Genomic DNA, 24,052 nt, shown 5'->3' with positions numbered 1-24,052 from the left:
ATGATGGACACCGTCATCAGCGTCCTGCTGTGGACTGGCGCGATCGGCTGCGGCCTGCTCGGCGGCCTGTTCTTCGCCTTCTCGGTCTTCATCATGAGCGCGCTGGGCCGCATCGCGCCCGCGTCCGGCATCGCTGCGATGAATGCGATCAACCGCGTCATCCTGCGCTCGCTGTTCATGCCGCTGTTCTGGGCGACGACCTTGGCCGCGCTGGCGCTGGGCGGCATCGCGACGATGCATTGGGACAGGCCGGGTTCCGCGGCCATGCTGGTCGGCGGCGCCGCGCATGTCCTGGGCATGTTCGTGTGCACGGTGGCCCTCAACGTGCCGCTCAATAACGCCCTGGCCGCGGTCGATCGGGCCGGCGAAGCCGCGCTGCCGGTCTGGCAGCGCTATCTGCGCGATTGGACGCGTTGGAACCATGTGCGCACGCTGGGCTGCACCGTCGCCAGCGCGATGTTCGTGCTGGCCCTGGTCGAGCGCGCCGCATCGGTTTAGCGCGAAGGCGGCTCGCGCCGGTTCCGGGCGCGAGCCGCGACGATCCCTCAGGACCGGCCCGCCGGCTTCCTCTCCGCCAGGTACCAGTCGTCGACGATCTTGCCGCCCTGCACGCGGTAGATCGACAGGCCTTCGGACACCGTGCCGTCCTTCTGGGTGGCGCGATCGTGGCTGACCACCCATTCGCCCACCGCCAAGCCTTCCAAGACCTCGATCCGCGCCGGCCGCTGCGCGAACATCTGGCGGAACACGCGTTCGCGGCTGGCCGCGTCGGTGATGCTCTTGGACGGTCCGCCGCCGAACGCGTCCGGCGCATTGCGGAAGTGGAAGTTGCGCGCGTCCGGCGAGAACTGCGCCAGGAACGTGTCGACGTCGTTGCGGTCGGCCGCCTCGTTGAAGCGCCGGATCACCGCCTGCGCGGCGGCGCCCGAATCGACCGGCGCGTTGTCGGCGCGCGCGATATGCCAGATCGATTCGATCAAGCCGTTGCGCACCCGGAACCCGGTGAGCATCTGGTGGGTCTCGGCCTGGCCGAGGAATTGGAACTCCACGTGCGCCAGCACCAGGTCCCCCATCGAGACCATGTCCAGCACTTCATGCCGGCCTTGCGGACCCTGCTTGAAGTTCTCGCTGAAGAAGCTGCGCACCTGCTCGTAGGTGCCGATCTTCTCCGACAGCGGCCCGACCAGGCTGTGCGGCTCGACCGGTGGCTTGTAGATGCGCAGCGAGGGCGCGAGCACCGCCATCAGCGCGCCCAGGTCGGCATTGTTGAGCGCGGCGGAATCCTTCAGTACGACGACTTCCTCCGCGTTGGTCGCGGTGGCTTCTACGGCGGCCGCTGGCGATGCCGCCAGCAGGGCGAGGATCAGAACGAGGCTACGCATGACGCGGACTCCGGTGCTTGTCGATGGACGGGGGGAGGGAGAGATCCGCACCGCGCCGGCTGCCGACAGCGCGACGCAGGCGATGGGAAAACGGATCGGCCATGCGGCGGTCTTGCCCTAGCCTGACTTCTGGCACATATTCGCGTCCAGCCGGGGCGATTCGCGTGAGATTGGCTTGATTCCGCTGCATAAGCGCGATCCTAGGCATCGGTTCGCCAGGCGCACAACGCGAAATTCGTCGCCTATGGATAAGGTGTACTTATGAATAGTCCGCTGCCGCCCCTGCCCGCCATCCGCGCCTTCGAAGCCGCCGCGCGGCTGGGCAGCTTCACCCGCGCCGCCGACGAACTGCACATGACCCAGGCGGCGGTGAGCTACCAGATCAAGCAGTTGGAGCGACGCCTGGGCCTGAGCCTGTTCCAACGCCAGCCGCGCCAAGTCGTGCTGACGCCGGCCGGACAACGCCTGGGCCCCGCCGTGCTGGACGCGTTCAAGCAGTTGCATGCCGCGTTCGCGCAAACGCTGGAGCACGAGGAATCCGAATTGGCGATCACATCGCTGCCGACCATCGCGGCCACCTGGCTGGTACCGCGCCTGGGCTTCTTCCAACTCGCGCAGCCCAGACTCGCCGTGCGGCTGGACACCGGCGTGCCGCTGATCGATCTGAGCCAGGGCGAGTTCGATGTCGGCATCCGCATCGGCGCCGGCGACTGGCCGGATCTGCACGCGGACTTCCTGATGCCCAGCCTGTTCACGCCGCTGTGCGGCCCGGCCCTGCGCAAACGCCTGCGCAAGCCCGCCGACCTGCTGACACTGCCGCGCTACGGCCGCGAGCGCTGGTGGCGCGCCTGGTTCGCCGCCGCCGGCTTACCGGATGCCGACCTGAGCGCGAAACCCGGCGTGGAGCTCGATGTCGAACAGCACGCCGTCACCGCCGCGATCGCCGGGCATGGCGTGGCGATCAGCTCACCCTTGTTCTTCGAAGCCGAGCTCGCGGCGGGCCGGCTGCTGCAGCCGTTCGATACGGTCGTGCGCGATCACCGCGACTACTGGCTCGCCTATCCGGCCGCGCGCCGCAACAGCGGAAAGATTCGCGCGTTCCGCGCTTGGTTGCTGGAGCAGGCGGAGGCGTGCTGCAAGACTGCGCATGAGAACGCCGTGGCGCAGCGACCGGATGCATCCGATGGCGCAAACGCAGGATGACCGCCTAAGCCTGCCCTGCGAGCTTGCGCAGTGCCCGGACAAGACGGGCGCGGCTGTCTTGGCGTGCCCGATAGGCGCATCGCATACTTCTGCAACCGCTAAGGAGCCGCGATGCGCATCCGCATAAGCTGGCGTTGGTTCGCCTGGGGCCTGCTGGCACTGTTGGCGCTGGTCGCCAGCGGCGTGCTCCTGGCCGACCGCCTGACCCCGCCCGCGACCGGCGCGCCCAGCACTCACCTGCCGCTACGCGCGGCACAAACCACGATCGACCGCGAACTGGCGCCGCGCCTGGCCGCGCATCCGGGCAAGACCGGCGTGCTGATGATCGCCGGCGGCCTGGAAGCCTTCGCCGCGCGCGCGACCAGCGCGCGCGCCAGCGGCCGCAGCCTGGACCTGCAGTACTACATGTGGCACGACGACCTGGTCGGCGGCCTGCTCGGGCGCGAGGTCTACGCCGCGGCCGAACGCGGGGTGCGCGTGCGCCTGCTGCTGGACGACATCAACGCCAAGGGCCTGGACCCGGCCCTGATGGTGCTGGACGCGCATCCCAACATCGAGATCCGCCTGTACAACCCTTTCCGCAATCGCGAGGGGCTGTGGCGCCTGCTGGAAATGGTGCAACGCGTCTTCAGCATCAACCACCGCATGCACAACAAGGCCTGGATCGCCGACGGCCGGGTCGCGGTGGTCGGCGGCCGCAATATCGGCGACGAATATTTCGACGCCCACCAGGAAGTGAACTTCCGCGACCTCGACCTGGTCTTGGCCGGTCCGGCGGTCGCCGACGCCAGCGCCATCTTCGACCGCTACTGGAACAGCGCCGCGGTGGTGCCGATCGCCGCGCTCAGGGACAAGGACCCGGCCGCGATGCAGGCCTATATCGCCCAGATCGGCGACGAGGCCAAGGGCGCCGAGGCCAAGCGCTACCTGGATCGGGTCTCCAGCTCCCTGGACCAAAACCTGCCCTGGGATACCGGCATGCACTGGAGCGGCGGCGTGCGCGTGCTGTCGGACCCGGCGCTCAAGCGCGGCGACGACGGCGAGGACTGGCTGGTGACGCGGCTGATCGCCGAACTCGCCACCACCCAGCGCGAGGCCTTGCTGATCTCGCCCTACTTCGTGCCCGGCGACGAAGGCAGCCAGGGGCTGGTCGCGTTGGTGGGCAAGGGCGCCCAGGTCGGCGTGGTGACCAATTCCCTGGCCGCGAACGACGTGCCCGCGGTGCATAGCGGCTATGCGCGCTACCGCGAGCGCCTGCTCGCGGGTGGCGTGCGCCTGTACGAAATTCGCCGCAGCGGCCCCAACGCCGCCGCCAGCCTGTTCGGCAGCAGCGGCGCCAGCCTGCACACCAAGGCCTTCGTGGTCGACGGCGCGCGCGGCTTCGTCGGCTCCTTCAACCTCGACCCGCGTTCGGCCGAACTCAACACCGAGATGGGCGTGCTGTTCGACGACGCCACCCTGGCCGCATCCCTGCGCAGCGAGTACGAGCGCCTGGCCGCGCCGGCGCTGAGCTACCGGGTGGCGCTGGATCGCGGCCGTTTGTGCTGGCTGGACGAGACCAGCCGGCCGCCGCGCCGGCTGGACCACGAACCGGACGCCAGCCTCACGCGGCGCGCGACGGCTCGGGTCATGGGCTGGCTGCCGATCGAATCGCAGTTGTAGGACGCCGCTTAGCCCGGCGCCGCTGGCCGCTGGCCGCTCGCGCCGCGAACCGGCGCGAGTCCGACCGGCGCGCGGCGACGACGGCTGGTCGCATCGCGCTCGCGCCCCGGGAGACCCAGGCTTGACCGGCCGCTCGGAAGGCGTTCGCCGCGAGAACCCGGCCTCCCCGCCGATTGCGTTTCGGCCCATCATGTTTGGAAACAGGATCGGGCGCGGCCGGCGCCGGGTCGAAGGAGAACGGCATGGATCCAAGCCACTTGTTCGAGTTGGTGATCGTGATGTTCCTGGCGATCATCGCGCTGCACTACGTCGCCCATAGGCTGGGGCTGCCGCCCTCGGTGGGCCTGCTCGCCGGCGGCGCGGCGCTCGCCTTCCTGCCGGGCCTGCCGACCATCAGCGTCGATCCCGAGCTGGTGCTGGTGATCTTCCTGCCGCCCCTGCTGTTGGACGGCGCCTGGTCCATCGCCCTGGGCCGGCTGCGCCGCCATCTGATCGGCATCGGCTCGCTGGCCGTGGGCGCGGTGCTGTTCACCTGCGTGGTCGTGGCCGTGGTCGCCCACCTGCTGTTTCCGTCGCTGCCCTGGGCCGCCTGCGCGGCGCTGGGGGCGATCGTCTCGCCGCCCGACGCCGTGTCCGCGCGCTCGGTGCTGCAGCGGGTCAAGCTGCCGCGGCGCCTGCAGATCCTGCTGGAAGGCGAAAGCCTGCTCAACGACGCCAGCGGCCTGGTGCTGTTCCGTTTCGCGGTCGCCGCCGGCGTCACCGGCGCCTTCAGCGCGGGCGAGGCGGTGGGAAGCTTCTTCCTGCTGGCCCTGGGAGGCGTGGCCGTCGGCGCCGTGGTCGGCCTGCTCTGGGTCAAGCTGGTGCGCCGCCTCGGCGACGAGTACCTGATCATCGCGGCCACCACGCTGCTGGCGTGGAGTTCCTATCTGCTCGGCGAAATGCTGCACGTGTCCGGCGTGATCGCCACCGTGACCACCGGCCTGATCGCGAGCTGGAACTCCAGCATCGTCCTGTCGGCCTCCACACGCATGCGCGGCACTTCGTTCTGGACCGTGCTGGTGTTCCTGATGGAAGCCTCGGTCTTCATCCTGATCGGGCTGTCGCTGCGCGGCGTGGTCGAGCGCGGCGGCGGCTTCGGCGTGGTGGCCGCGACGATGGGCTGGCAGATACTGGCGATCCTCGCCGCGCTCACCGTCGCGCGCTTCGCCTGGGTGTTCGGCTCCGATCTGATCATCAGGCTGTGCAACGCGCTCGGGATCCGGCGTTATCAGCCCATCGGCGCGCGCGGCTCGACGGTACTGAGCTGGGCCGGCGTACGCGGCGTGGTCACCCTGGCCCTGGCGCTGAGCGTGCCGGAAGGCTTCCCCGGCCGCGACTTCATCCTGGTCACCTCGTTCGCCGTCATCCTCGGCACCGTACTGCTGCAGGGTATGACCCTGGGACGCGTGATCGCCTGGGCGCGACTGGTCGAGCCGGAAGCGGAGAAACCGCGCATGAGCATGAGCCAGGCCGAGGCGGCCATGGCCCAGGCGCAGTTCGCCACGGTCAAAGGCCTGGCCTACGACGGCGAGGGCAACCTGATCCATCCGAAGCTGTTCGCGCAGTACGAGCGCAAGTCGGTGGCGATCGTCGACTACGCCGCACGCACCGAACACTACACGCCGCTGCTGCACGCGCACTTCGACGTCGTGCTGGAAGCGGTCGCCAGCGGCCGCCGCGAACTCATCCGCCTGCACCGCGCCGGCGAGATCGACGACGCGACGCTGCGCGAGCTGGAACGCGACCTGGACCTGGAAGAGCTGAGCGCGCTTTCGGCCAAGGCCTAGGGGACCCGCCAGATCCGCTCGCCGCCATGGCCGCCCAAGACGGCGTGAGCGCCGACCGAGAACGGACGCGCCCTGCTCACGCGCCGGCAGCCGCCCTTATCGATCAGAACGCGGTGAGGTGCAGCCCCCCGATCCTGGCGATCTCTCCGTCCTGCACGCCCGCCTCCGCGGCGAAGCCCGGCCATTCCCGGACGGCCTCCAGCACCCGGCCTAGCGTCTTGTCCGCATCCGGAACCGAGAACCGGGCCGCCACGTTCAACAGGTCATCCTTCGCGATCCCGTCGAACTTGCCGTTGATGCTCATCAGGTGCTGTTGGGTCCACTCGCCTTTCGGGTTGTAGGCGAAGGTTACGTCGTAGGCCGGAGTCAATTCCCAGGCGTCGCCTTCGCGCAGCATGAAGGCATGGTTCTTCGTGTGGTCGTCATGGTTCTTGGCCGCCACGTTGAACACCATTCTCGCGAACAGTTGAGTCAGCGCTTCGGGAGCGAGCCCAAGGTGTGCGGCCACCATGAACAGCTGTTCGTAGGCATGCGTGCCTCGCTGCTTGTAGTTGAGGTGCTGCAGGGCGCACAGCGTCTGCACATGCACCTTCCTGTTGCCCTCGCGGTCGAAGCGTTGGGTCATGAAGTGCCGCCGGCCGTTCTCCTGCAGGAGTCGGCAGGGGCTCATGACGACGCCGGCGGCCACGGCCATCAGATGGTAGGCGTACTCGATCCGCCCATAGTCCTGGCTGGATCCCAGCTCGAGATCCTTGCCGACGCCGTCGAGCTTCAACAACCAGTGCTCCCAACCCGGGTCCACATCGAACTGGCCGCTTCGGATTTCGTTGGTTCGCGGATTCCAGGCGATGACGGCCTTGGCGCGCGCGCCGCCGGCGGAGGTGCCCACCCGAATGATGTTGGCCAACGCCGCTTGCGCGGCTTGGTCGTCGCTCAGATCGGCATGGATGGCGCGGCGCGCCTCTTCCACCAGGCTCTTCATCGCCAGCGGCTGCTTGGATTCCTTGGCAGAACCGCGGGCCGGCCGGAATTCGATCGCGCCCATGCCGCGCTTGCCCATGTAGGCAAGGCGGTCCAGGGTGGTCACGTCCTGTTTGCCGATGCCGTGGCTGGCCATCCAAGCGTCGATCAGCTGGTTGCCGAAATCGTCGGGCAAGGCGTCTGCGAGCATGCCCGGCAAGCCCTTGTAAGCCTCCCGATCCAGGCTGGGGAATGTGTAGGTGCCGACGCCGGTGGTGGGCATGGTCAGGGGGGCCAGCTGAATACCGCGCCGCGCCCAGGCCTGGTCGTACTCGAAGGCATAGGACCCATAGCTGGGATCGGCGGCGACGGCCCCGACGCGCTTACCCCATATGCGCACTTCGACGACCTTGAGTTGCAAGGGGCTCATCAGCGCCGCCGCCTCGGCGCCCGCTTGGGCTGCGCTTGCCGGCTGCGGAGCAGGGCCATGGGACTGATCGTCGGTGCCGGCGCCAACGCGTCCAGCGACGACAAGGCGTCCAGGGCCTTGAGCACGCTGACATAGGTGATCAGCGACGAGCCCCGGCCGCGCTCGAGGTCACCCAGCGCCCGCGGCGACACGCCGGCCCGGCTGGCCAGTTCGGCCTGGGTGAGTTCCTTGCCGATCCGCAGCCGGCTGAGGCGCTCCCCAAGCTCGCCCAGGAGCTCCTGCGGCGTCTTGAATACCGTGCTCATAACTAGCGCTTTTCCGCTGAATTACCGAGAGAAAGCGTACCACAAGGCGGAAATCCGCTAGTTAAATAGACTCCTATCAATTAGCGATTTTTCACCAAATAAGGCGACATTATCGATTAATAGGCGTAAAAACGCTAATTATCACCATGTAGACTAGTGGCGGCGCTGGCCCCACCGCGTGTCGGCGCGCATCACTCCACCGTCACCGACTTGGCCAGGTTGCGCGGCTTGTCGACGTCGGTGCCGCGCGCGAGCGCGGCGTGGTAGGCCAGCAGCTGCACCGGGATCGCGTGCACCACCGGCGACAGCACGCCGACGTGGCGCGGGGCGCGGATCACGTGCACGCCTTCGGAGGGGCCGAACTGGCTGTCCTCGTCGGTGAACACGAACAGCTCGCCGCCGCGCGCGCGCACTTCCTGCATGTTCGACTTCACCTTCTCCAGCAGGCTGTCCTTGGGCGCGATCACCACCACCGGCATGGCCGCGTCGACCAGCGCCAGCGGGCCGTGCTTGAGTTCGCCGGCCGGGTAGGCCTCGGCGTGGATGTAGGAGATTTCCTTGAGCTTGAGCGCGCCTTCCAGCGCGATCGGGTAGTGCACGCCGCGGCCCAGGAACAGCGCGTGCTGCTTGGGCGCGAAGCGGTCGGCCCAGGCGGTGATCTGCGGCTCCAGGTTCAAGGCGTGCTGCACGCTGCCGGGCAGGCGGCGCAGCGCGTCGATGAAATCGGCTTCCTGCGCGGCGTCCAGGCGGCCCTGCAGCTTGGCCAGGGTCGCGGTCAGGGTGAACAGCGCCACCAGCTGGGTGGTGAAGGCCTTGGTCGAGGCGACGCCGATCTCGGCGCCGGCGCGGGTGTAGTAGACCAGCTTGCTGGCGCGCGGGATCGCGCTTTCGGGCACGTTGCAGATCGACAGGGTGCGCTCGTGGCCCAGCGACTTGGCGTACTTCAGCGCCTCCATCGTGTCCAGGGTTTCGCCCGACTGCGAGATCGTCACGATCAGCTGCTTCGGGTTGGCGACCGCCTTGCGGTAACGGTATTCGCTGGCGATCTCGACCTGGCAAGGCAGGCCGGCGATGGCTTCGATCCAGTAACGCGCGGTCAGGCCGGCGTAATAGCTGGTGCCGCAGGCCAGGATCTGCACGCCTTCGATATCGCGCAGCACCGGCTCGGCCTCGCGCCCGAACAAGGCCGGCGAGAACGCGCCGTCGTCCATCACCGCCTGGATGGTGTCGGCGATCGCGCGCGGCTGCTCGTGGATCTCCTTCTGCATGAAGTGGCGGTACGGGCCCAGCTCCAGCGAAGCCAGCGAGACGTCCGACATGTGGACGTCGCGTTCGGCCGGCCGGCCGTGTTCGTCGTAGACGCTAACGCCGTCGCGGCGCACGTCGGCGGTGTCGCCTTCCTCGAGGAAGATCACCTTGCGGGTGGCCTGGATGATCGCCGAGACGTCGCTGGCGACGAAGTTCTCGCCCTCGCCCAGGCCGACCAGCAGCGGGCAGCCCATGCGCGCGGCGACCAGACGGTCGGGTTCGCGCTTGCTGACCACGGCGATCGCGTAGGCGCCGATCAACTCGCGCACCGCGCTCTGCACCGCGACCACCAGGTCCATGCCCTGCGACTGGTAATGATGGATCAGATGGGCGATGACCTCGGTGTCGGTCTGCGACTCGAAGGTATAGCCGGCCGCGCGCAGGCGCTCGCGCTGTTCTTCGTGGTTCTCGATGATGCCGTTATGCACCACCGCCAGTTCGCCGAAGCTGATGTGCGGATGGGCATTGGCCTCGGTGACGCCACCGTGCGTGGCCCAGCGGGTGTGGCCGATGCCGAGCGTGGCGTGGAAGCCTTCCGACTGGGCCGCGCCTTCCATTTCGGCGACGCGCCCGGTGCGGCGCACGCGCCGCACCTCGACACCGTCGACCACCGCGATGCCGGCGGAGTCGTAACCGCGGTATTCCAGCCGCTTGAGACCTTCGATCAGGACCGGTACCACATCGCGATCCGCGATCGCGCCGACGATTCCACACATGCTGCGAATGCTCCTGCTGGTGTCCACCTAGTTTAACGGCGTGGCGCGTGCGACACGTCCGGCGGACGCGGTGTCCGTCCGGACGGACACCCGGACACGGCGCGCCAACCAATAAAATCAACAGCTTGCGATTGGCACGGGTTGTGCATTGCTTAACAGCAAAGACCTTCGCCCACCCGCCGAGCCGAACGCCGCATGAGCATCCGCGATACCGCCGCCCAGGACCGCCCCGTCGCTGCCACCTCCTCCAGCGCGAGCAAGCGCCGTCGTCCCTGGCTGCTGGCCGGCGCCGCCGGCGTCGGCACCATCGCCATCGCGGCCTGGCTGCTGTCGGGCTGGAGCGCCGGCGGCCGTTCGGTCGACGCCTCGCGGGTGCGCATCTCCGAGGTCAAGCGCGGCGACCTGGTGCGCGACATCTCCGCCGACGGCCGCGTGATCGCCGCCAACAGCCCCACCCTGTACGCGATCGCCGCGGGCACGGTCAGCCTGAAGGTGGTCGCCGGCGACGTGGTCAAGCAGGGCCAGGCCCTGGCCGAAATCGACAGCCCCGAACTGCGCAGCAAGCTCGCGCAGGAGCAGGCGACCCTGGCCAGCCTGGAAGCCGAAGCCGGCCGCTCCGAGCTCGACGCCCAGCTGGCGCGCTCGAACGCGCGCAAGGCCTACGACCAGGCCCAGATCGAACGCACCGCCGCGATCCGCGACCTCGAACGCCAGCAGCGCGGCTTCGAAGGCGGCGCGGTGGCGCAGGTCGACGTGGCGCGCGCGCAGGACGAGCTCAAGAAGGCCGACATCGGCCTGGCGCATGCGCGCGAGGACGCCGGCCTGCAGGGCCAGGGCGCCGGCCTGGACACGCGCAACAAGCGCCTGCTCGCCGACCGCCAGCGCGCGATCGTGATCGAGACCCAGCGCCAGGTCGACGCGCTGACCCTGCGCGCGCCCTTCGACGGCCAGGTCGGTCAGGTCCAGATCGCGCAGCGCGCCAACGTCGCCGCCAACGCGCCGGTCTTGAGCGTGGTCGATCTGGCCGTGTTCGAAGTCGAGATCAAGGTGCCGGAAAGCTTCGCCCGCGACCTGGGCATCGGCATGCCGGCGCAGATCACCAGCGGCGCCGGCGAGCCTTACGCCGCGCAGGTCTCGGCGGTGTCGCCGGAAGTCGTCAACGGCGAAGTCACCAGCCGCCTGCGCTTCACCGGCAAGCAGCCGCCGGGCCTGCGCCAGAACCAGCGCCTGTCCGCCCGCATCGTGCTCGACACCCGCCGCAACGTGCTGATGGTCGAGCGCGGTCCCTTCCTCGAACAGGCCGGTGGCCGCTTCGCCTACGTGGTCGACGGCGGTCGCGCGGTGCGGCGCCCGATCCAGGCCGGCGCGAGCAGCCTCAGCGCGGTCGAGATCGTCTCGGGCGTGCAGCCGGGCGAGCGCGTGGTGGTGTCCGGCAGCGACCAGTTCGACAACGCAGAAAGCATCCGCCTCTCAGGAGAATGACCATGAAAGCTTCCGACCAGACCCCCGTGCTCAACAACAGCGTGTTCCCGTTCGACCTGCATTGGACCTGCGACGACCTGGCCGGCGCGATGCCGCTGCGCCTGAGCGAGCTGTTCGACTTCGACGCCGCGCGCGCCCAGGCCCAGCCCAGCGCCAACGTCGAAACGCCGATCCACGGCTGGCGTCGCAACGGTTACCTGCGCAACGCCGCGCCGACCTCGTTCCGCGTGCGCTGATTCCTCTTCCACTTCTACACTCAGGACATACCGTCATGCTCGACATGCGCCAGGTCACCAAGGTTTACCGCACCGAACTCGTCGAAACCCACGCGCTGCGCTCGCTGGACCTGCACGTGCGCGAAGGCGAGTTCGTCGCGGTCACCGGCCCGTCGGGCTCGGGCAAGACCACCTTCCTCAATATCGCCGGCCTGCTGGAAACCTTCACCGGCGGCGAGTTCCGGCTCGACGGCGAGGACGTGAGCGGCATGTCCGACGACGCGCGCTCCCGGCTGCGCAACCGCAAGATCGGCTTCATCTTCCAGGGCTTCAACCTGATTCCCGACCTGAACCTGTTCGACAACGTCGACGTGCCCCTGCGCTATCGCGGCATGCCCGGCGCCGAGCGCCGCCAGCGCATCGAGGACGCGCTGAGCCGGGTCGGCCTGGGCTCGCGCATGAAGCACTACCCGGCCGAACTGTCGGGCGGCCAGCAGCAGCGCGCCGCGATCGCGCGCGCCCTGGCCGGCAGCCCGCGCCTGCTGCTGGCCGACGAACCCACCGGCAACCTCGACTCGCAGATGGCGCGCGGCGTGATGGAGCTGCTGGAGGAGATCAACGTGCAGGGCACCACCATCGTCATGGTCACCCACGACCCGGAACTGGCCGCGCGCGCGCAGCGCAACGTGCACATCGTCGACGGCATGGCCACCGATTTCGCGGCCGTGCCCAGCCTGGTGCGCTCGCTGGCCAACGACGACGCCGCCGCAACGACCGCCTGAGGACGCCGCGATGATCGCTAACTCCATGTTCGCCTACTACTTCGATCTGGCGTTGCGCAGCTTCCGCCGCAACAAGATGCTGACCGCGCTGATGGTGCTGGCCATCGCGCTCGGCATCGGCGCGAGCATGACCACGCTGACGGTGTTCTACGTGCTCTCCGGCAACCCGATCCCGGGCAAGAGCGACCGCCTGTTCTACGTGCAGATGGATCCGCGCACCAAGGACGGCTACACGCCGGGCGAGGATCCCTCGTTCCAGATGACCCGCTTCGATTCCGAGGCCCTGCTGCGCGCCAAGCGCGGCGTGCGCCAGGCGGTGATGACCGCCGGCGCGGCCAACATCGAACCCGAACGCCAGGGCCTGACCCCGTTCATGGCCGACGCGCGCTTCACCTCGGCCGACATGTTCGCCATGTTCGACGTGCCCTTCCTGCAGGGCGGCGGCTGGAAGGCCAGCGACGACGAGAACCGTTCGCGGGTGGCGGTGATCAGCAAGGAGCTCAGCGAGAAGCTGTACGGCGCGGGCTCCAGCGTGGGCAAGCCGATCCGGATCAACGAGTCGGAGTTCCGCGTGGTCGGCGTGGTCGACAACTGGCGCCCGACCCCGCGCTTCTACGACCTGAGCAACGAACGCTTCGGTCGCGCCGAACAGGTGTTCATCCCGTTCTCGACCTCGACCGTCCTGCGCATGGGCAACAACGGCGACATGAACTGCTGGGGCGAGAATCGCACCGACGACGAGGAGGGCTCGCACGCGCTCAATGCGCCCTGCGCCTGGCTGCAGTACTGGGTCGAGCTGGAATCGGCCGACAAGGCCAAGGACTACCTGGCCTATCTGGGCAACTACTCCGACGAGCAACGCCGCGCCGGTCGCTTCGAGCGTCCGACCAACGTGCGCCTGTACAACGTGATGGACTGGCTGGACCACAACCATGTCGTGCCGGCCGACGTGCGCCTGCAGACCTGGCTGGCCTTCGGCTTCCTGCTGGTGTGCCTGCTCAACACCGTCGGCCTGCTGCTGGCCAAGTTCCTGCGCCGCGCCAACGAGATCGGCGTGCGGCGCGCGCTCGGCGCCTCGCGGCGGGCGATCTTCGCCCAATGCCTGGTCGAGGCCGGCACCGTCGGCCTGGTCGGCGGCGTGATCGGCCTGGGCCTGGCGATGCTGGGACTGTGGGCGGTGCGCCAACAGCCCGCCAGCTACGCCGAACTCGCGCATCTGGACCCGACCATGCTGGTCGCCACCTTCGTGATCGCGGTCGTCGCCAGCGTGCTGGCCGGCCTGTTGCCGGCCTGGCATGCCTGCCAGGTGACCCCGGCCATCCAGCTCAAGAGCCAGTGAGGCCACCCATGGACATCCGCCCCATCCTGACGACCCTGCGTCGCCACAAGACCGCCGCCGCGCTGATCGTGTTCGAGATCGCGCTGAGCTGCGCCATCATCTGCAACGCCGTGTTCCTGATCAGCAACCGCCTGGAACTGATGAACCGCACCAGCGGCCTGGCCGAGAACGAAATCGTGCGCGTGCAGCTGACCGGCATCAACAACAACAAGGACGCGCGCGCCGTCACCCAGGCCGACCTGGCCGCGCTGCGCGGGCTGCCCGGAGTCAAGGCCGCGACCGTCTCCAACCAGGTCACGTTCGGCAACTCCTCCTGGAACAGCGGCGTGAGCCTGAAGCAGGAGCAACCGTTCCCGAACCTCAGCGCGACCACCTACTTCGGCGACGAACAGCTGATCGACACCCTCGGCCTGAACCTGATCGCCGGCCGCCGCTTCAACAGCGACGAGTACGTCAACTACGAAGACTTCGACAAGCTGCCCGACGACGCCGGCGTGCCGGCGGCGATCATCACCAAGGTGGTGGCCGAGAAGCTGTTTCCGGGCGAGAACGCGGTCGGCAAGAACTTCTACAGCTGGGGCTCCAAGCCGATCCGCATCGTCGGCGTGGTCGACCACCTGGCGCGACCGAACAACCGCGGCGGCGCCGCCGAGTACGAGTACGCGGTGCTGTTCCCGATCCGGGTGACCTACGAGGTCGGCGGCAACTACCTGCTGCGCGTGGACCCCAGCCGTCGCGACGAGACCCTGAAGGCCGCGATCGCGACCCTGGAGAAGAACGGGCCGACCCGCATCATCCTCAACGAGTACAGCATGACCCTGGAGCAGATGCGCCGCGACTTCTATCAGCAGGACCGTTCCATGGCCTGGCTGCTGGTGGCGGTGTGCATCGCGCTGCTGGTGGTGACCGCCCTGGGCATCGTCGGCCTGGCCAGCTTCTGGGTGCAGCAGCGGACCAAGCAGATCGGCGTGCGGCGCGCGCTGGGCGCGACCCGCGGCCAGGTGCTGCGCTACTTCCAGACCGAGAACTTCCTGCTCGCCACGCTCGGCATCGTGATCGGCATGGCCCTGGCCTACGGCATCAACATGGTGCTGATGAGCCACTACGAACTGCCGCGGCTGCCCGCGATCTATCTGCCGCTGGGCGCACTGGTGCTGTGGACGCTGGGCCAGGTCGCGGTGTTCGGCCCGGCGCGGCGGGCCGCGGCGGTGCCGCCGGCGGTCGCGACCCGCTCGATCTGACGCCTTCGCATGAAGCGCGTGTCGTAGTTCCGGGCGCGAACGCGACGCGCCCGCTAGTCTCTCCGAGTCGGTCCGCAAGCCCGTCCAGCCCCCGCGCTGGACGGGCCCGGACCGGGTCGTCCCATTCGGCACGGAGTCCGTTCTCATGTCCACACGCACCACCACCCTGCACGCCCTGGCGATCGCCCTGAGCCTGGCCATCGGCGGCGTGCACGCCGCCGCGCCCGCATCCGCGCCCGCTTCCGTCGGCGCCGACGTCGCCAGCCGCACCCGCGCGCTCAACGCGCTGCTGGACGAACAGTGGCAGACCTTCCTGCGCGAAGCCCCGGAACAGGCCAGCTTCTTCGGCGACTATCGCTACAACGCCGCCTGGAGCGATTTCTCGCTGGCCGCGGCCGACCGCCAGGCGCGCGACCTCGAAGCCCTGCTCGTGCGCTTCCGCGCGATCGACCCGGCCGGCCTGGCCGAGGCCGACCGCCTCAATCTGCAATTGATGATCCGGCGCCTGGAAAGCGATCGCGAGTTCTATCGCCTCAAGCTGCACGAGATGCCGCTGGACCAGATGAACGGCATCCACCTGTTGCTGCCCCTGGTCGTCGGCGCCTTCCCCTTCAACGACGCCAAGCAATACGACGAGTACATCGTGCGCCTGCGCACGATGCCCAAGCTGCTGGACCAGGTCACCGAGCGCGCGCGCCAGGGCGCCAAGGACGGCCTGGTGCCGCCGCGCTACCTGCTGGAGAAGGTGGTCGCGCAATGCGACTCCATCGCAGGGCCGGCCGGCGCCGACAACGCGTTCGCGCAGCCGCTGCGCAAGTTCCCCGACTCCGTGCCGGCGGCCGAGCGCGAGCGCATCCGCAAGGCCTTGCTGGCCGCGGTCGACGAGCAGGTGCGTCCGGCCTATCGCAAGCTGTCCGAGTTCGTCGCCAAGGAATACGCGCCGCAGGGCGGCGAAACGCCCGGCTTGTGGTCGCTGCCCAACGGCGAGGCGCTGTACGCCTACCAGATCCGCCAACAGGCCTCGACCACGATGAGCGCCGAGCAGATCCACCGGCTCGGTCTGGCCGAGGTCGCGCGGATCGAGAAGACCCAGACCGAGATCGCGCGCAAGCTCGGCTATGCCGACCTCAAGGCGATGCGCGCCGCGGTACGCCAGGATCCCAAGCAGCACGCGCAATCGCGCGAGCAGATCCTGGATCTGTACCGCAAGTACGTGACCCAGATGGAGCCGCGCCTGCCCGAGCTGTTCGGCCTGTTGCCCAAGACCGGGGTGGAGGTGCGCGCGATCGAGCCCTATCGCGAGAAGTCCGCGTCCGCGGCCGGCTACATGCCCGGCACTTCCGACGGCTCGCGCCCGGGCATGATCATGATCAACACCAGCTCGCCGACCGAGCGCCTGCTGATGCCGATCGAAGCGATCGCCTACCACGAAGGCATCCCCGGCCATCACCTGCAGAACTCGATCACCCGCGCCCTGCCCGAGCTGCCGCCGTTCCGGCGCCTGATCGGCGAGACCGCCTACATCGAAGGCTGGGGCCTGTACTCCGAACGCCTGGGCAAGGAACTGGGCTTCTATCAGGACCCGTACAGCGACTTCGGCCGCCTGGCCCAGGAACTGGTGCGCGCCAACCGGCTGGTGCTGGACACCGGCGTGCACCACAAGCGTTGGACCCGCGAGCAGATGGTCGCCTGGTATCGCGAGCATTCGGATTCGGACGAGCCCAGCATCCAGGCCGAGGTCGACCGCTACATCGCCAACCCGGGCCAGGCCCTGGCCTACAAGATCGGCGAACTGAAGATCGTCGAGCTGCGCGAGCGCGCGCAGACCGCGCTGGGCGATCGTTTCGATATCCGCGACTTCCACGATCAGGTCCTGGGCGGCGGCGCCCTGCCGCTGGACGCGCTGGAGCAACGCATCGACGGCTGGATCGCGCGCGGCGCCGCCGACGCCGCGGCCACTACCGCACCGTGACCTGCGCGCCGCCGTGCGGTACCGGCGCCGTTGCGCCGCTGCCGTACGGCGGCGCTGGCTATACTTCCGCCGGACCCGCGGCGGCATCGCAAGCGCCGCCGCACCCCAAACGTTCCGGAGCCCTATGCGCACCGTCCTGGTGATCGACGACAACCCCGCGGTCGGCACCGCGCTGGACCTGCTGTTCGGCCTGCGCGAAATCCGCGTGCTTACCGCGCAGTCGCCGGAAGAAGGCCTGCAGGCGCTCGAACGCGAGACGGTCGGCCTGGTGATCCAGGACATGAACTTCAGCGCCGACACCACCTCGGGCGAGGAAGGCGTGGCCCTGTTCCGCGCCATCCGCGCGCGCCATCCCGACCTGCCGATCATCCTGCTCACCGCCTGGACCCATCTGGACATCGCGGTCGACCTGGCCAAGGCCGGCGCCGCCGACTACCTGGCCAAGCCCTGGGACGACCAGAAGCTGCTGGCCAGCGTGGAGAACCTGCTGGAACTGTCGGCCAGCACGCGCGAGATCGCGCGCCTGCACGACCAGCGCAAGCGTGCGCATCGCGAACTCGAATCGCGCTACGACCTGCGCGGCCTGGTGTTCGCTTCCGAGGCGCTGACGCGCGTGGTCGAACTGGCCTGTCATGTCGCGCGCGCCGACGTGCCGGTGCTGATCACCGGCCCCAACGGCGCGGGCAAGGAAAAGATCGCCGAGATCGTGCAGGCCAATTCCTCGGTCAAGTCCGGCCCCTTCGTCACCCTCAACTGCGGCGCGCTGCCGTCGGAACTGATCGAGGCCGAACTGTTCGGCGCCGATGCCGGCGCCTACACCGGCGCCAGCAAGGCGCGCGAGGGCAAGTTCGAGGCCGCCGACGGCGGCACTTTGTTCCTGGACGAGATCGGCAACCTGCCGCTGGCCGGGCAGATGAAGCTGCTGCGCGTGCTCGAGACCGGCCGTTTCGAACGCCTGGGCTCCAACCGCGAACGCCAGGTCAAGGTGCGCGTGATCAGCGCCACCAATGCCGACCTGCCGGCGATGATCCGCGACGGCCGTTTCCGCGAAGACCTCTATTACCGCCTCAACACCATCGAGATCCACCTGTCGCCGTTGGGCGAACGTGCCGACGACGTGCTGCCGCTGGCGCGCAAGTTCCTGCGCGAGCTCGCGCCCGACGGCGGCAAGCGCCTGAGCGAGGACGCCGAACGCGCCCTGGTCGCGCACGCCTGGCCCGGCAACGTGCGCGAGCTGCGCAACACCTTGCAGCGCGCGGTGCTGTTGGCGCGCGGCGACGACCTCCATGCCGCCGATCTGGGCCTGCCGGCGGTCGGCGCGGCCGCCGCCGCGGCGCCCGGCGGCGACGAACCCGACCGGGCCAGCATCGAGGCCGCGTTGGAACGCGCCGGCGGCGTGCTCGCGCAGGCCGCCAGCGAACTGGGCCTGTCGCGACAGGCGCTGTACCGCCGGCTCGACCGGCTCGGCATAAAACGGGACTGAGGAGATCGCGATGCGCTGGTTGCGCCGTCTGCCCCTGAGCCTGAGCTTCAGCGCGATCGCGCTGGCTTATCTGATCGCGGGCGCCGCCCTGACCAGCTGGCTGGGCACCATGCTGTCCGCGCGCTGGATGGCGCCGGTGCTGGCGGTCGCGCTGCTGTTGCCGCTGCTGGTCTATCACGTGCGGCGCGCGTTCGCGCCGATGAACTCCTTGTTCCGCGCCCTTGCCGGCAGCGTCGCCAGCTACCGCGACGGCGACTACAGCTTCGGCCTGTCGTGGGCGGGCCGCGGCGAGCTGCGCGAACTGGTCGACAGCCACAACCGTCTCGGCGAGGCCCTGCGCGAACAGCGGCTGTCGCTGGTGCAACGCGAGCTGCTGTTGGACACCATGGTCCAGAACACGCCGGTGGCGATGCTGCTGGTCGACCCGAGCCGGCGCGTGGTGCACGCCAATCTTGCCGCACGCAAGATGCTGGGCGAGGGCCGCCGGCTCGAGGGCCAGTCCTTCGACGACCTGCTGACGCGCGCGCCCGAGCCGGTGCGCGAGGCCTTCGACCGCGGCGGCGACGGCATGTTCACCGTCGGCGACGAGGACAACGAGGACATCTACCACCTCGCCCGGCGCATGTTCCGCCTCAACGGCCGCCACCACGAACTGGTGCTGTTGCGCCAGCTCACCGCCGAATTGCGGCGCCAGGAAGTGCAGACCTGGAAGAAGGTGATCCGAGTGATCAGCCACGAACTCAACAATTCGCTGGCACCGATCGCCTCGCTCGCCCATTCCGGCGCCGAACTGCTGCGCCGCGGCCAGTACGACAAGCTACCGACGGCATTGACCACGATCGAGGAACGCGCGCGCCACCTGGAAGGTTTCATCCGCGACTACGCGCGTTTCGCCAAGCTGCCGGCGCCGCGGCTGGAAGCGGTGGAGTGGTCGCGCTTCCTGGCCCAGCTGCGCAGCCAGGTCGACTTCGTCTACGACGGGCGCGCGCGCGGCCAGGAAGGCATCGTCCATTTCGATGCCGCGCAGATGGAGCAGAGCCTGCTCAACCTGCTCAAGAACGCGCACGAGTCCGGCTCCAAGCCCGAGGAGGTGCGGCTGGTGCTGCGACGCACGCCCGACGCCTGGCGCATCGACGTGCTCGATCGCGGCAGCGGCATGAACGAGGCGGTGCTCGCCAACGCGCTGTTGCCGTTCTATTCGACCAAGCGCAACGGCACCGGCCTGGGCCTGGCCCTGGCGCGCGAGATCGCCGAAGCCCACGGCGGCCGCATCGCCCTGCTCAACCGCGAGGGCGGCGGCCTGTGCGTGTCGATGCTGATCCCCGACTGAGCCGGCAAGCGTCTTCGACGAATCGTCGTCGTAACGGCCCAACGCCCCTGTTAGGAGCGGCGCAAGCCGCGACCACGACACCTTGGCTACGACGACAGCCGCGCGAACGCCGCAGCTCATCCGGAATCGAAGCATCTCCGCCGCCGCCTTCAGGGTCGCGGCTCGCGCCGCTCCTACCCCACGGCGGACAGACGGAGAGGTTTTGGGGTAGCAGCGGCGTAAGCCGCGGCGCGCCGGCTCATCCGCGACGACAGCACCGCAAGGCGTCGCAGCAGGCAGAGCACAGAGCTCGCAAGCCCACGGCGAACAGCAGGAGCAAGCGCACTTGCCCTAGTCGTTACGCCCTACTCCCCAACAGCTCCTAGCCCTTGGGCTTCTTCACCGGCCGCTGCCAACCCTCGAGCGTCACCTGCCGCGCCCGTGCCACCGTGAGCTTGCCCGCCGGCGCGTTCTTGCCGATCACCGAACCGGCGCCGATGGTGGCGCCCGCGCCGATGGTCACCGGCGCCACCAGGGCCGAGTTGGAGCCGATGAAGGCGCCGTCCTCGATGACGGTGCTGAACTTGTTCACGCCGTCGTAGTTGCAGGTGATGGTGCCGGCGCCGACGTTCACGCCGCTGCCGATCGTCGCATCGCCCAGGTAGGCCAGGTGGTTGGCCTTGCTGCCCACGCCCAGGCGCGCGTTCTTGGTCTCGACGAAGTTGCCGATATGCACGCCGTCGGCGAGCACGGTGCCCGGGCGCAGGCGCGAGTACGGGCCGATCTGGGACGCGCCCTCGACCACCACGCCGTCGAGATCGCAATGCGCGCGCACCTCGGTGCCCGGCCCCAGCTTCACGTCCTTGAGGCGGCAGAACGGGCCGATGCGCACGCCGTCGGCGAGCTCGACCCGGCCTTCCAGGACCACGTCCACGTCGATCTCGACGTCGCGCCCGACGCTGACTTCGCCGCGCTGGTCGTAGCGCGCGGGATCGGCCAGGCGTGCGCCCCGTTCGCACAAGGCGCGCGCGGCGCGGCGTTGGAAGGCGCGCTCCATCTGCGCCAGCTGCCAGGGATCGTTGACGCCCTCGACCTCGAGCGGGTCGGCGACATGGACCATCTCGGCGGCGCTGAATTCGGCCGCCGCGGCGGCGAACACATCGGTGAGGTAGTACTCGCCCTGGGCGTTGTCGTTGCCCAGGTTCTGCAGCCAGCGCCGCAAGGGCTCGCCGTCGCAGACCAGGATGCCGGTGTTGACGGTGCGGATCTCGCGCTGCGCGTCGTCGGCGTCCTTGTGCTCGACGATCTGGCCGACCCGGCCCTCGGCGTCGCGCACGATGCGGCCGTAGCCGGTGGGATCGGCCAGATCGGCCACCAGCACCGCCAACCGGCCCGGCGCGTCCAGCAGCCGCTGCAGGGTCGCGGGCGTGGTCAGCGGCACGTCGCCGTACAGCACCAGCACGCGCGCGTCCTGCGGCACGCCCGGCATCGCCTGCTCCACCGCGTGGCCGGTGCCCAGGCGCTGCGCCTGTTCGGCCCAATGCAGGTCCGGCTGATCGGCGAAGGCCGCGCGCACCTGCTCGCCGCCGTGTCCGTAGACCACGTGGATGCCGGCCGAATCCAGCGCGCGCGCGGTCGCGATCACGTGCGCGAGCATCGGCCGACCGCCGATCTTCTGCAGCACCTTGGCGGTGTCGGACTTCATGCGCTTGCCCTCGCCGGCGGCGAGGATGACGACATGCAAGGGTGCGGCCATGCGGACTCCGGGAGCGTTTTCGCGTTCAGTGAACAGTGATTCTAGCCGCGCCGGCCCTGCTAGGATGCGGCGGTGCCGAATCCGCCCCCGCGCCCTTCCCATATCCGCCCGCCGGCACGTCGCGCCGCGAGGAGCCGCGCCGGATGAGCCTGAGTCGCCAGGGCCGCCACTACCTGATCATCGGCCTGATCCAATGGCTGCTGGATTGGGGCGTGTTGGTCGCGCTCAGCCACGCCGGCATGGCGGTGGAGCCGGCCAACATCGCCGGCCGCATCAGCGGCGCGGCGCTGGGCTTCTGGCTCAATGGCCGCATCACCTTCGCCGGCGACGACACCCGCGTCGGCCGCCGCCAGTTCGGCCGCTTCCTGGGCATGTGGATCGCGACCACCCTGGTCAGCACCTGGGCCATGGGCGCCATAGACGACGCGGTCGGCCTGACCTGGACCTGGCTGGCCAAACCCGCGGTGGAGCTGCTGCTGGGGGCGATCGGCTTCCTGCTGTCGCGGCATTGGGTCTACCGGCGCTGAGGCGCGGGGCCGGGCCTTCCGTGGCAGCGGCGTAAGCCGCGATCGAATCTGCGGATTCGCGGCTGCCATCGCGATCGGGCATGGCGGTCGCGGCTTGCGCCGCTGCTATCCCACGGCAGAAATCTACCGCCTAAAACGAAAACGCCGGCGCGAGGCCGGCGTTTCGTTCGCGGCGCGGTCGCGCGCGATCAGTGCTTCATGTTCTTGCGCAGGCGTTCCAGCGCCTGCAGCTGCGCCATCGCTTCGGCCAGCTTGGCCTGGGCCTGGGCCACGTCCATCTTCGGGTCGCGGTTGGCCAGCGCACGCTCGGCCTCTTCCTTGGCGGCGCGCACCGCGGCCTCGTCGATGTCCTGGGCGCGGATCGCGGTGTCGGCCAGCACGGTCACGACCTGCGGCTGCACTTCCAAGATGCCGCCGGACACGGCGAAGTCCAGGTGCTCGCCGTTGGGCAGGGTCACCACGACCTTGCCGGGCTTCAGGCGCGTGATCAGCGGGGCGTGGCGCGGCGCGATGCCGAGCTCGCCGATTTCGCCGGTGGCGACCAACAGCGTCGCCTCGCCGTGGAAGATTTCTTCCTCGGCGCTGACGATGTCGCAACGGAACGTAGTGGCCATGTTTCTCTCGCTTTGCTCGCTCGACGGGAATCGGGAATGGGAAATGGGGAATCGTCTAAAGCCGCGAGGGCTGACGTTCCGCTCTTACGATTCCCGATTCTCGACTCCCAATTCCCGAGACGCCGTCAGGCGTCTCAGCCCACGCCCATCTTTTTGGCCTTCTCGACCGCTTCTTCGATCGCGCCGACCATGTAGAACGCCTGCTCCGGCAGGTGGTCGTACTCGCCGTCGACGATGCCCTTGAAGCCGCGGATCGTGTCCTTCAGCGACACGTACTTGCCCGGGGCGCCGGTGAACACTTCGGCGACGTGGAACGGCTGCGAGAAGAAGCGCTCGATCTTGCGCGCGCGCGACACGGCCTGCTTGTCTTCTTCCGACAGCTCGTCCATGCCCAGGATCGCGATGATGTCCTTGAGTTCCTTGTACTTCTGCAGGGTCGACTGGACGCGACGCGCGGTGTCGTAGTGCTCGGCGCCGATCACGTTCGGGTCGAGCTGGCGCGAGGTCGAGTCCAGCGGGTCCACGGCCGGGTAGATGCCCAGCGAGGCGATGTTGCGGCTCAGCACGACGGTGGCGTCGAGGTGGGCGAAGGTGGTGGCCGGCGACGGGTCGGTCAGGTCGTCCGCGGGCACGTACACGGCCTGGATCGAGGTGATCGAACCGGTCTTGGTCGAAGTGATGCGCTCCTGCAGGACGCCCATTTCCTCGGCCAGGGTCGGCTGGTAACCCACCGCCGACGGCATACGGCCCAGCAGCGCCGACACTTCGGTACCGGCCAGGGTGTAGCGGTAGATGTTGTCGACGAACAACAGCACGTCCTTGCCCTTGCCGTTGGCGTCCTTCTCGTCGCGGAAGTACTCGGCCATGGTCAGGCCGGTCAGGGCCACGCGCAGACGGTTGCCCGGCGGCTCGTTCATCTGGCCGTACACCATCGCCACCTTGTCGAGGACGTTGGAGTCCTTCATCTCGTGGTAGAAGTCGTTGCCCTCGCGGGTACGCTCGCCCACGCCGGCGAACACGGACAGACCGCTGTGCGCCTTGGCGATGTTGTTGATGAGTTCCATCATGTTGACGGTCTTGCCGACGCCGGCGCCGCCGAACAGGCCGACCTTGCCGCCCTTCGCGAACGGGCACATCAGGTCGATGACCTTGATGCCGGTTTCGAGCAGGTCGTTGGCCGAGGACTGGTCCTCGTACGACGGAGCCGAACGGTGGATTTCCCAATGATCGGTCGCCTGCACCGGGCCGGCTTCGTCGATCGGGTTGCCCAGCACGTCCATGATGCGGCCCAGGGTGCCCGCGCCCACCGGCACCGAGATCGCATGACCGGTGTTGGTCGCGATCAGGTTGCGCTTGAGGCCGTCGGTCGAACCCAGCGCGATCGTGCGCACGATGCCGTCGCCGAGCTGCTGCTGCACTTCCAGCGTGATTTCGGTGTTGGCGACCTTCAACGCGTCGTACACCTTCGGCACTTCCGCGCGCGCGAACTCGACGTCGACGACCGCACCGATGATCTGAACGATCTTGCCCTGGCTCATGG

Annotated in this window: 20 protein-coding genes; 13 read left to right on the top strand and 7 right to left on the bottom strand. The window is 68.8% G+C overall.

Features of this window, described 5'->3' with window-relative positions:
* Window positions 1–498: an anthrone oxygenase family protein gene (locus tag V1318_RS16955; protein WP_332940913.1), complete on the top strand. Its 498-nt coding sequence runs from the start codon at window positions 1–3 to the stop codon at window positions 496–498.
* Window positions 499–545: 47 nt separating this feature from the next.
* On the opposite strand, the gene V1318_RS16950 is transcribed toward V1318_RS16955, so the two are convergent.
* On the bottom strand, window positions 546–1,382 hold the full coding sequence (locus V1318_RS16950; RefSeq protein WP_332940912.1) for a nuclear transport factor 2 family protein: 837 nt from the start codon (window positions 1,380–1,382) through the stop codon (window positions 546–548).
* Window positions 1,383–1,643: 261 nt separating this feature from the next.
* Here V1318_RS16950 and V1318_RS16945 point away from each other — a divergent pair, with 261 nt between their 5' ends.
* The 3 genes from V1318_RS16945 (at window position 1,644) to V1318_RS16935 (ending at window position 6,073) form a co-directional block, all read left to right on the top strand.
* Entirely contained in the window at window positions 1,644–2,585 is a 942-nt protein-coding gene (locus V1318_RS16945; protein ID WP_332940911.1) for a LysR substrate-binding domain-containing protein, read from the top strand.
* A gap of 111 nt (window positions 2,586–2,696) precedes the next feature.
* Window positions 2,697–4,247 (top strand): phospholipase D family protein, encoded by a 1,551-nt coding sequence (locus tag V1318_RS16940; protein ID WP_332940910.1) that lies wholly within the window; start codon window positions 2,697–2,699, stop codon window positions 4,245–4,247.
* 242 nt (window positions 4,248–4,489) lie between these two features.
* A complete protein-coding gene (locus V1318_RS16935) occupies window positions 4,490–6,073 on the top strand; it encodes a Na+/H+ antiporter (protein WP_332940909.1) in 1,584 nt (527 codons plus the stop codon).
* Window positions 6,074–6,176: 103 nt separating this feature from the next.
* On the opposite strand, the gene V1318_RS16930 is transcribed toward V1318_RS16935, so the two are convergent.
* The 3 genes from V1318_RS16930 to glmS form a co-directional block, all read right to left on the bottom strand.
* A complete protein-coding gene (locus V1318_RS16930; protein ID WP_332940908.1) occupies window positions 6,177–7,463 on the bottom strand; it encodes a type II toxin-antitoxin system HipA family toxin in 1,287 nt (428 codons plus the stop codon).
* Complete coding sequence (locus tag V1318_RS16925) at window positions 7,463–7,768, bottom strand: helix-turn-helix transcriptional regulator (RefSeq protein WP_332940907.1); 306 nt, start codon at window positions 7,766–7,768, stop codon at window positions 7,463–7,465. Before V1318_RS16925 ends, V1318_RS16930 begins: the two co-directional genes overlap by 1 nt.
* Window positions 7,769–7,959: 191 nt before the next feature.
* Window positions 7,960–9,792: a glutamine--fructose-6-phosphate transaminase (isomerizing) gene (glmS, locus tag V1318_RS16920; protein ID WP_332940906.1), complete on the bottom strand. Its 1,833-nt coding sequence runs from the start codon at window positions 9,790–9,792 to the stop codon at window positions 7,960–7,962.
* A gap of 195 nt (window positions 9,793–9,987) precedes the next feature.
* Here glmS and V1318_RS16915 point away from each other — a divergent pair, with 195 nt between their 5' ends.
* From V1318_RS16915 to V1318_RS16880, 8 genes are all read left to right on the top strand, one after another.
* Window positions 9,988–11,274, top strand: coding sequence for an HlyD family efflux transporter periplasmic adaptor subunit (locus V1318_RS16915; protein ID WP_332940904.1), 1,287 nt, complete (start codon window positions 9,988–9,990; stop codon window positions 11,272–11,274).
* 2 nt (window positions 11,275–11,276) lie between these two features.
* Entirely contained in the window at window positions 11,277–11,510 is a 234-nt protein-coding gene (locus tag V1318_RS16910) for a hypothetical protein (protein WP_332940903.1), read from the top strand.
* A 35-nt stretch (window positions 11,511–11,545) separates the two neighbouring features.
* The gene (locus V1318_RS16905; protein WP_332940902.1) at window positions 11,546–12,271 is read left to right on the top strand and encodes an ABC transporter ATP-binding protein; all 726 of its coding nucleotides are present in this window, start codon (window positions 11,546–11,548) and stop codon (window positions 12,269–12,271) included.
* Between the two features lie 25 nt (window positions 12,272–12,296).
* Window positions 12,297–13,610, top strand: coding sequence for an ABC transporter permease (locus V1318_RS16900; RefSeq protein WP_332940957.1), 1,314 nt, complete (start codon window positions 12,297–12,299; stop codon window positions 13,608–13,610).
* An 8-nt stretch (window positions 13,611–13,618) separates the two neighbouring features.
* Window positions 13,619–14,851, top strand: coding sequence for an FtsX-like permease family protein (locus V1318_RS16895; protein ID WP_332940901.1), 1,233 nt, complete (start codon window positions 13,619–13,621; stop codon window positions 14,849–14,851).
* 145 nt (window positions 14,852–14,996) lie between these two features.
* Window positions 14,997–16,823 (top strand): DUF885 family protein, encoded by a 1,827-nt coding sequence (locus V1318_RS16890; RefSeq protein ID WP_332940900.1) that lies wholly within the window; start codon window positions 14,997–14,999, stop codon window positions 16,821–16,823.
* Between the two features lie 124 nt (window positions 16,824–16,947).
* Window positions 16,948–18,306, top strand: a complete 1,359-nt coding sequence (locus V1318_RS16885) for a sigma-54 dependent transcriptional regulator (RefSeq protein WP_332940899.1) — start codon at window positions 16,948–16,950, stop codon at window positions 18,304–18,306.
* 109 nt (window positions 18,307–18,415) lie between these two features.
* Window positions 18,416–19,636 carry an ATP-binding protein gene (locus V1318_RS16880; protein WP_332940956.1) on the top strand — a complete coding sequence of 407 codons (1,221 nt, stop codon included), beginning with the start codon at window positions 18,416–18,418 and terminating at the stop codon, window positions 19,634–19,636.
* Window positions 19,637–19,997: 361 nt separating this feature from the next.
* Here the strand turns inward: V1318_RS16880 and glmU are convergent, their stop codons facing one another.
* On the bottom strand, window positions 19,998–21,371 hold the full coding sequence (gene glmU / locus V1318_RS16875; RefSeq protein ID WP_332940898.1) for a bifunctional UDP-N-acetylglucosamine diphosphorylase/glucosamine-1-phosphate N-acetyltransferase GlmU: 1,374 nt from the start codon (window positions 21,369–21,371) through the stop codon (window positions 19,998–20,000).
* A 143-nt stretch (window positions 21,372–21,514) separates the two neighbouring features.
* Here glmU and V1318_RS16870 point away from each other — a divergent pair, with 143 nt between their 5' ends.
* Window positions 21,515–21,898 carry a GtrA family protein gene (locus V1318_RS16870; RefSeq protein WP_332940897.1) on the top strand — a complete coding sequence of 128 codons (384 nt, stop codon included), beginning with the start codon at window positions 21,515–21,517 and terminating at the stop codon, window positions 21,896–21,898.
* A 188-nt stretch (window positions 21,899–22,086) separates the two neighbouring features.
* On the opposite strand, the gene V1318_RS16865 is transcribed toward V1318_RS16870, so the two are convergent.
* The gene (locus V1318_RS16865; protein ID WP_332940896.1) at window positions 22,087–22,512 is read right to left on the bottom strand and encodes a F0F1 ATP synthase subunit epsilon; all 426 of its coding nucleotides are present in this window, start codon (window positions 22,510–22,512) and stop codon (window positions 22,087–22,089) included.
* A gap of 134 nt (window positions 22,513–22,646) precedes the next feature.
* A complete protein-coding gene (atpD, locus tag V1318_RS16860) occupies window positions 22,647–24,050 on the bottom strand; it encodes a F0F1 ATP synthase subunit beta (RefSeq protein WP_332940895.1) in 1,404 nt (467 codons plus the stop codon).
* Window positions 24,051–24,052: the final 2 nt, after the last annotated feature.

The organism is Lysobacter sp. CCNWLW3 (assembly GCF_036697405.1).
Taxonomy (GTDB): domain Bacteria; phylum Pseudomonadota; class Gammaproteobacteria; order Xanthomonadales; family Xanthomonadaceae; genus Lysobacter.
The sequence above is the reverse complement of the archived record's forward strand: the minus strand, read 5'-3'. Positions and strand labels throughout refer to the sequence as shown.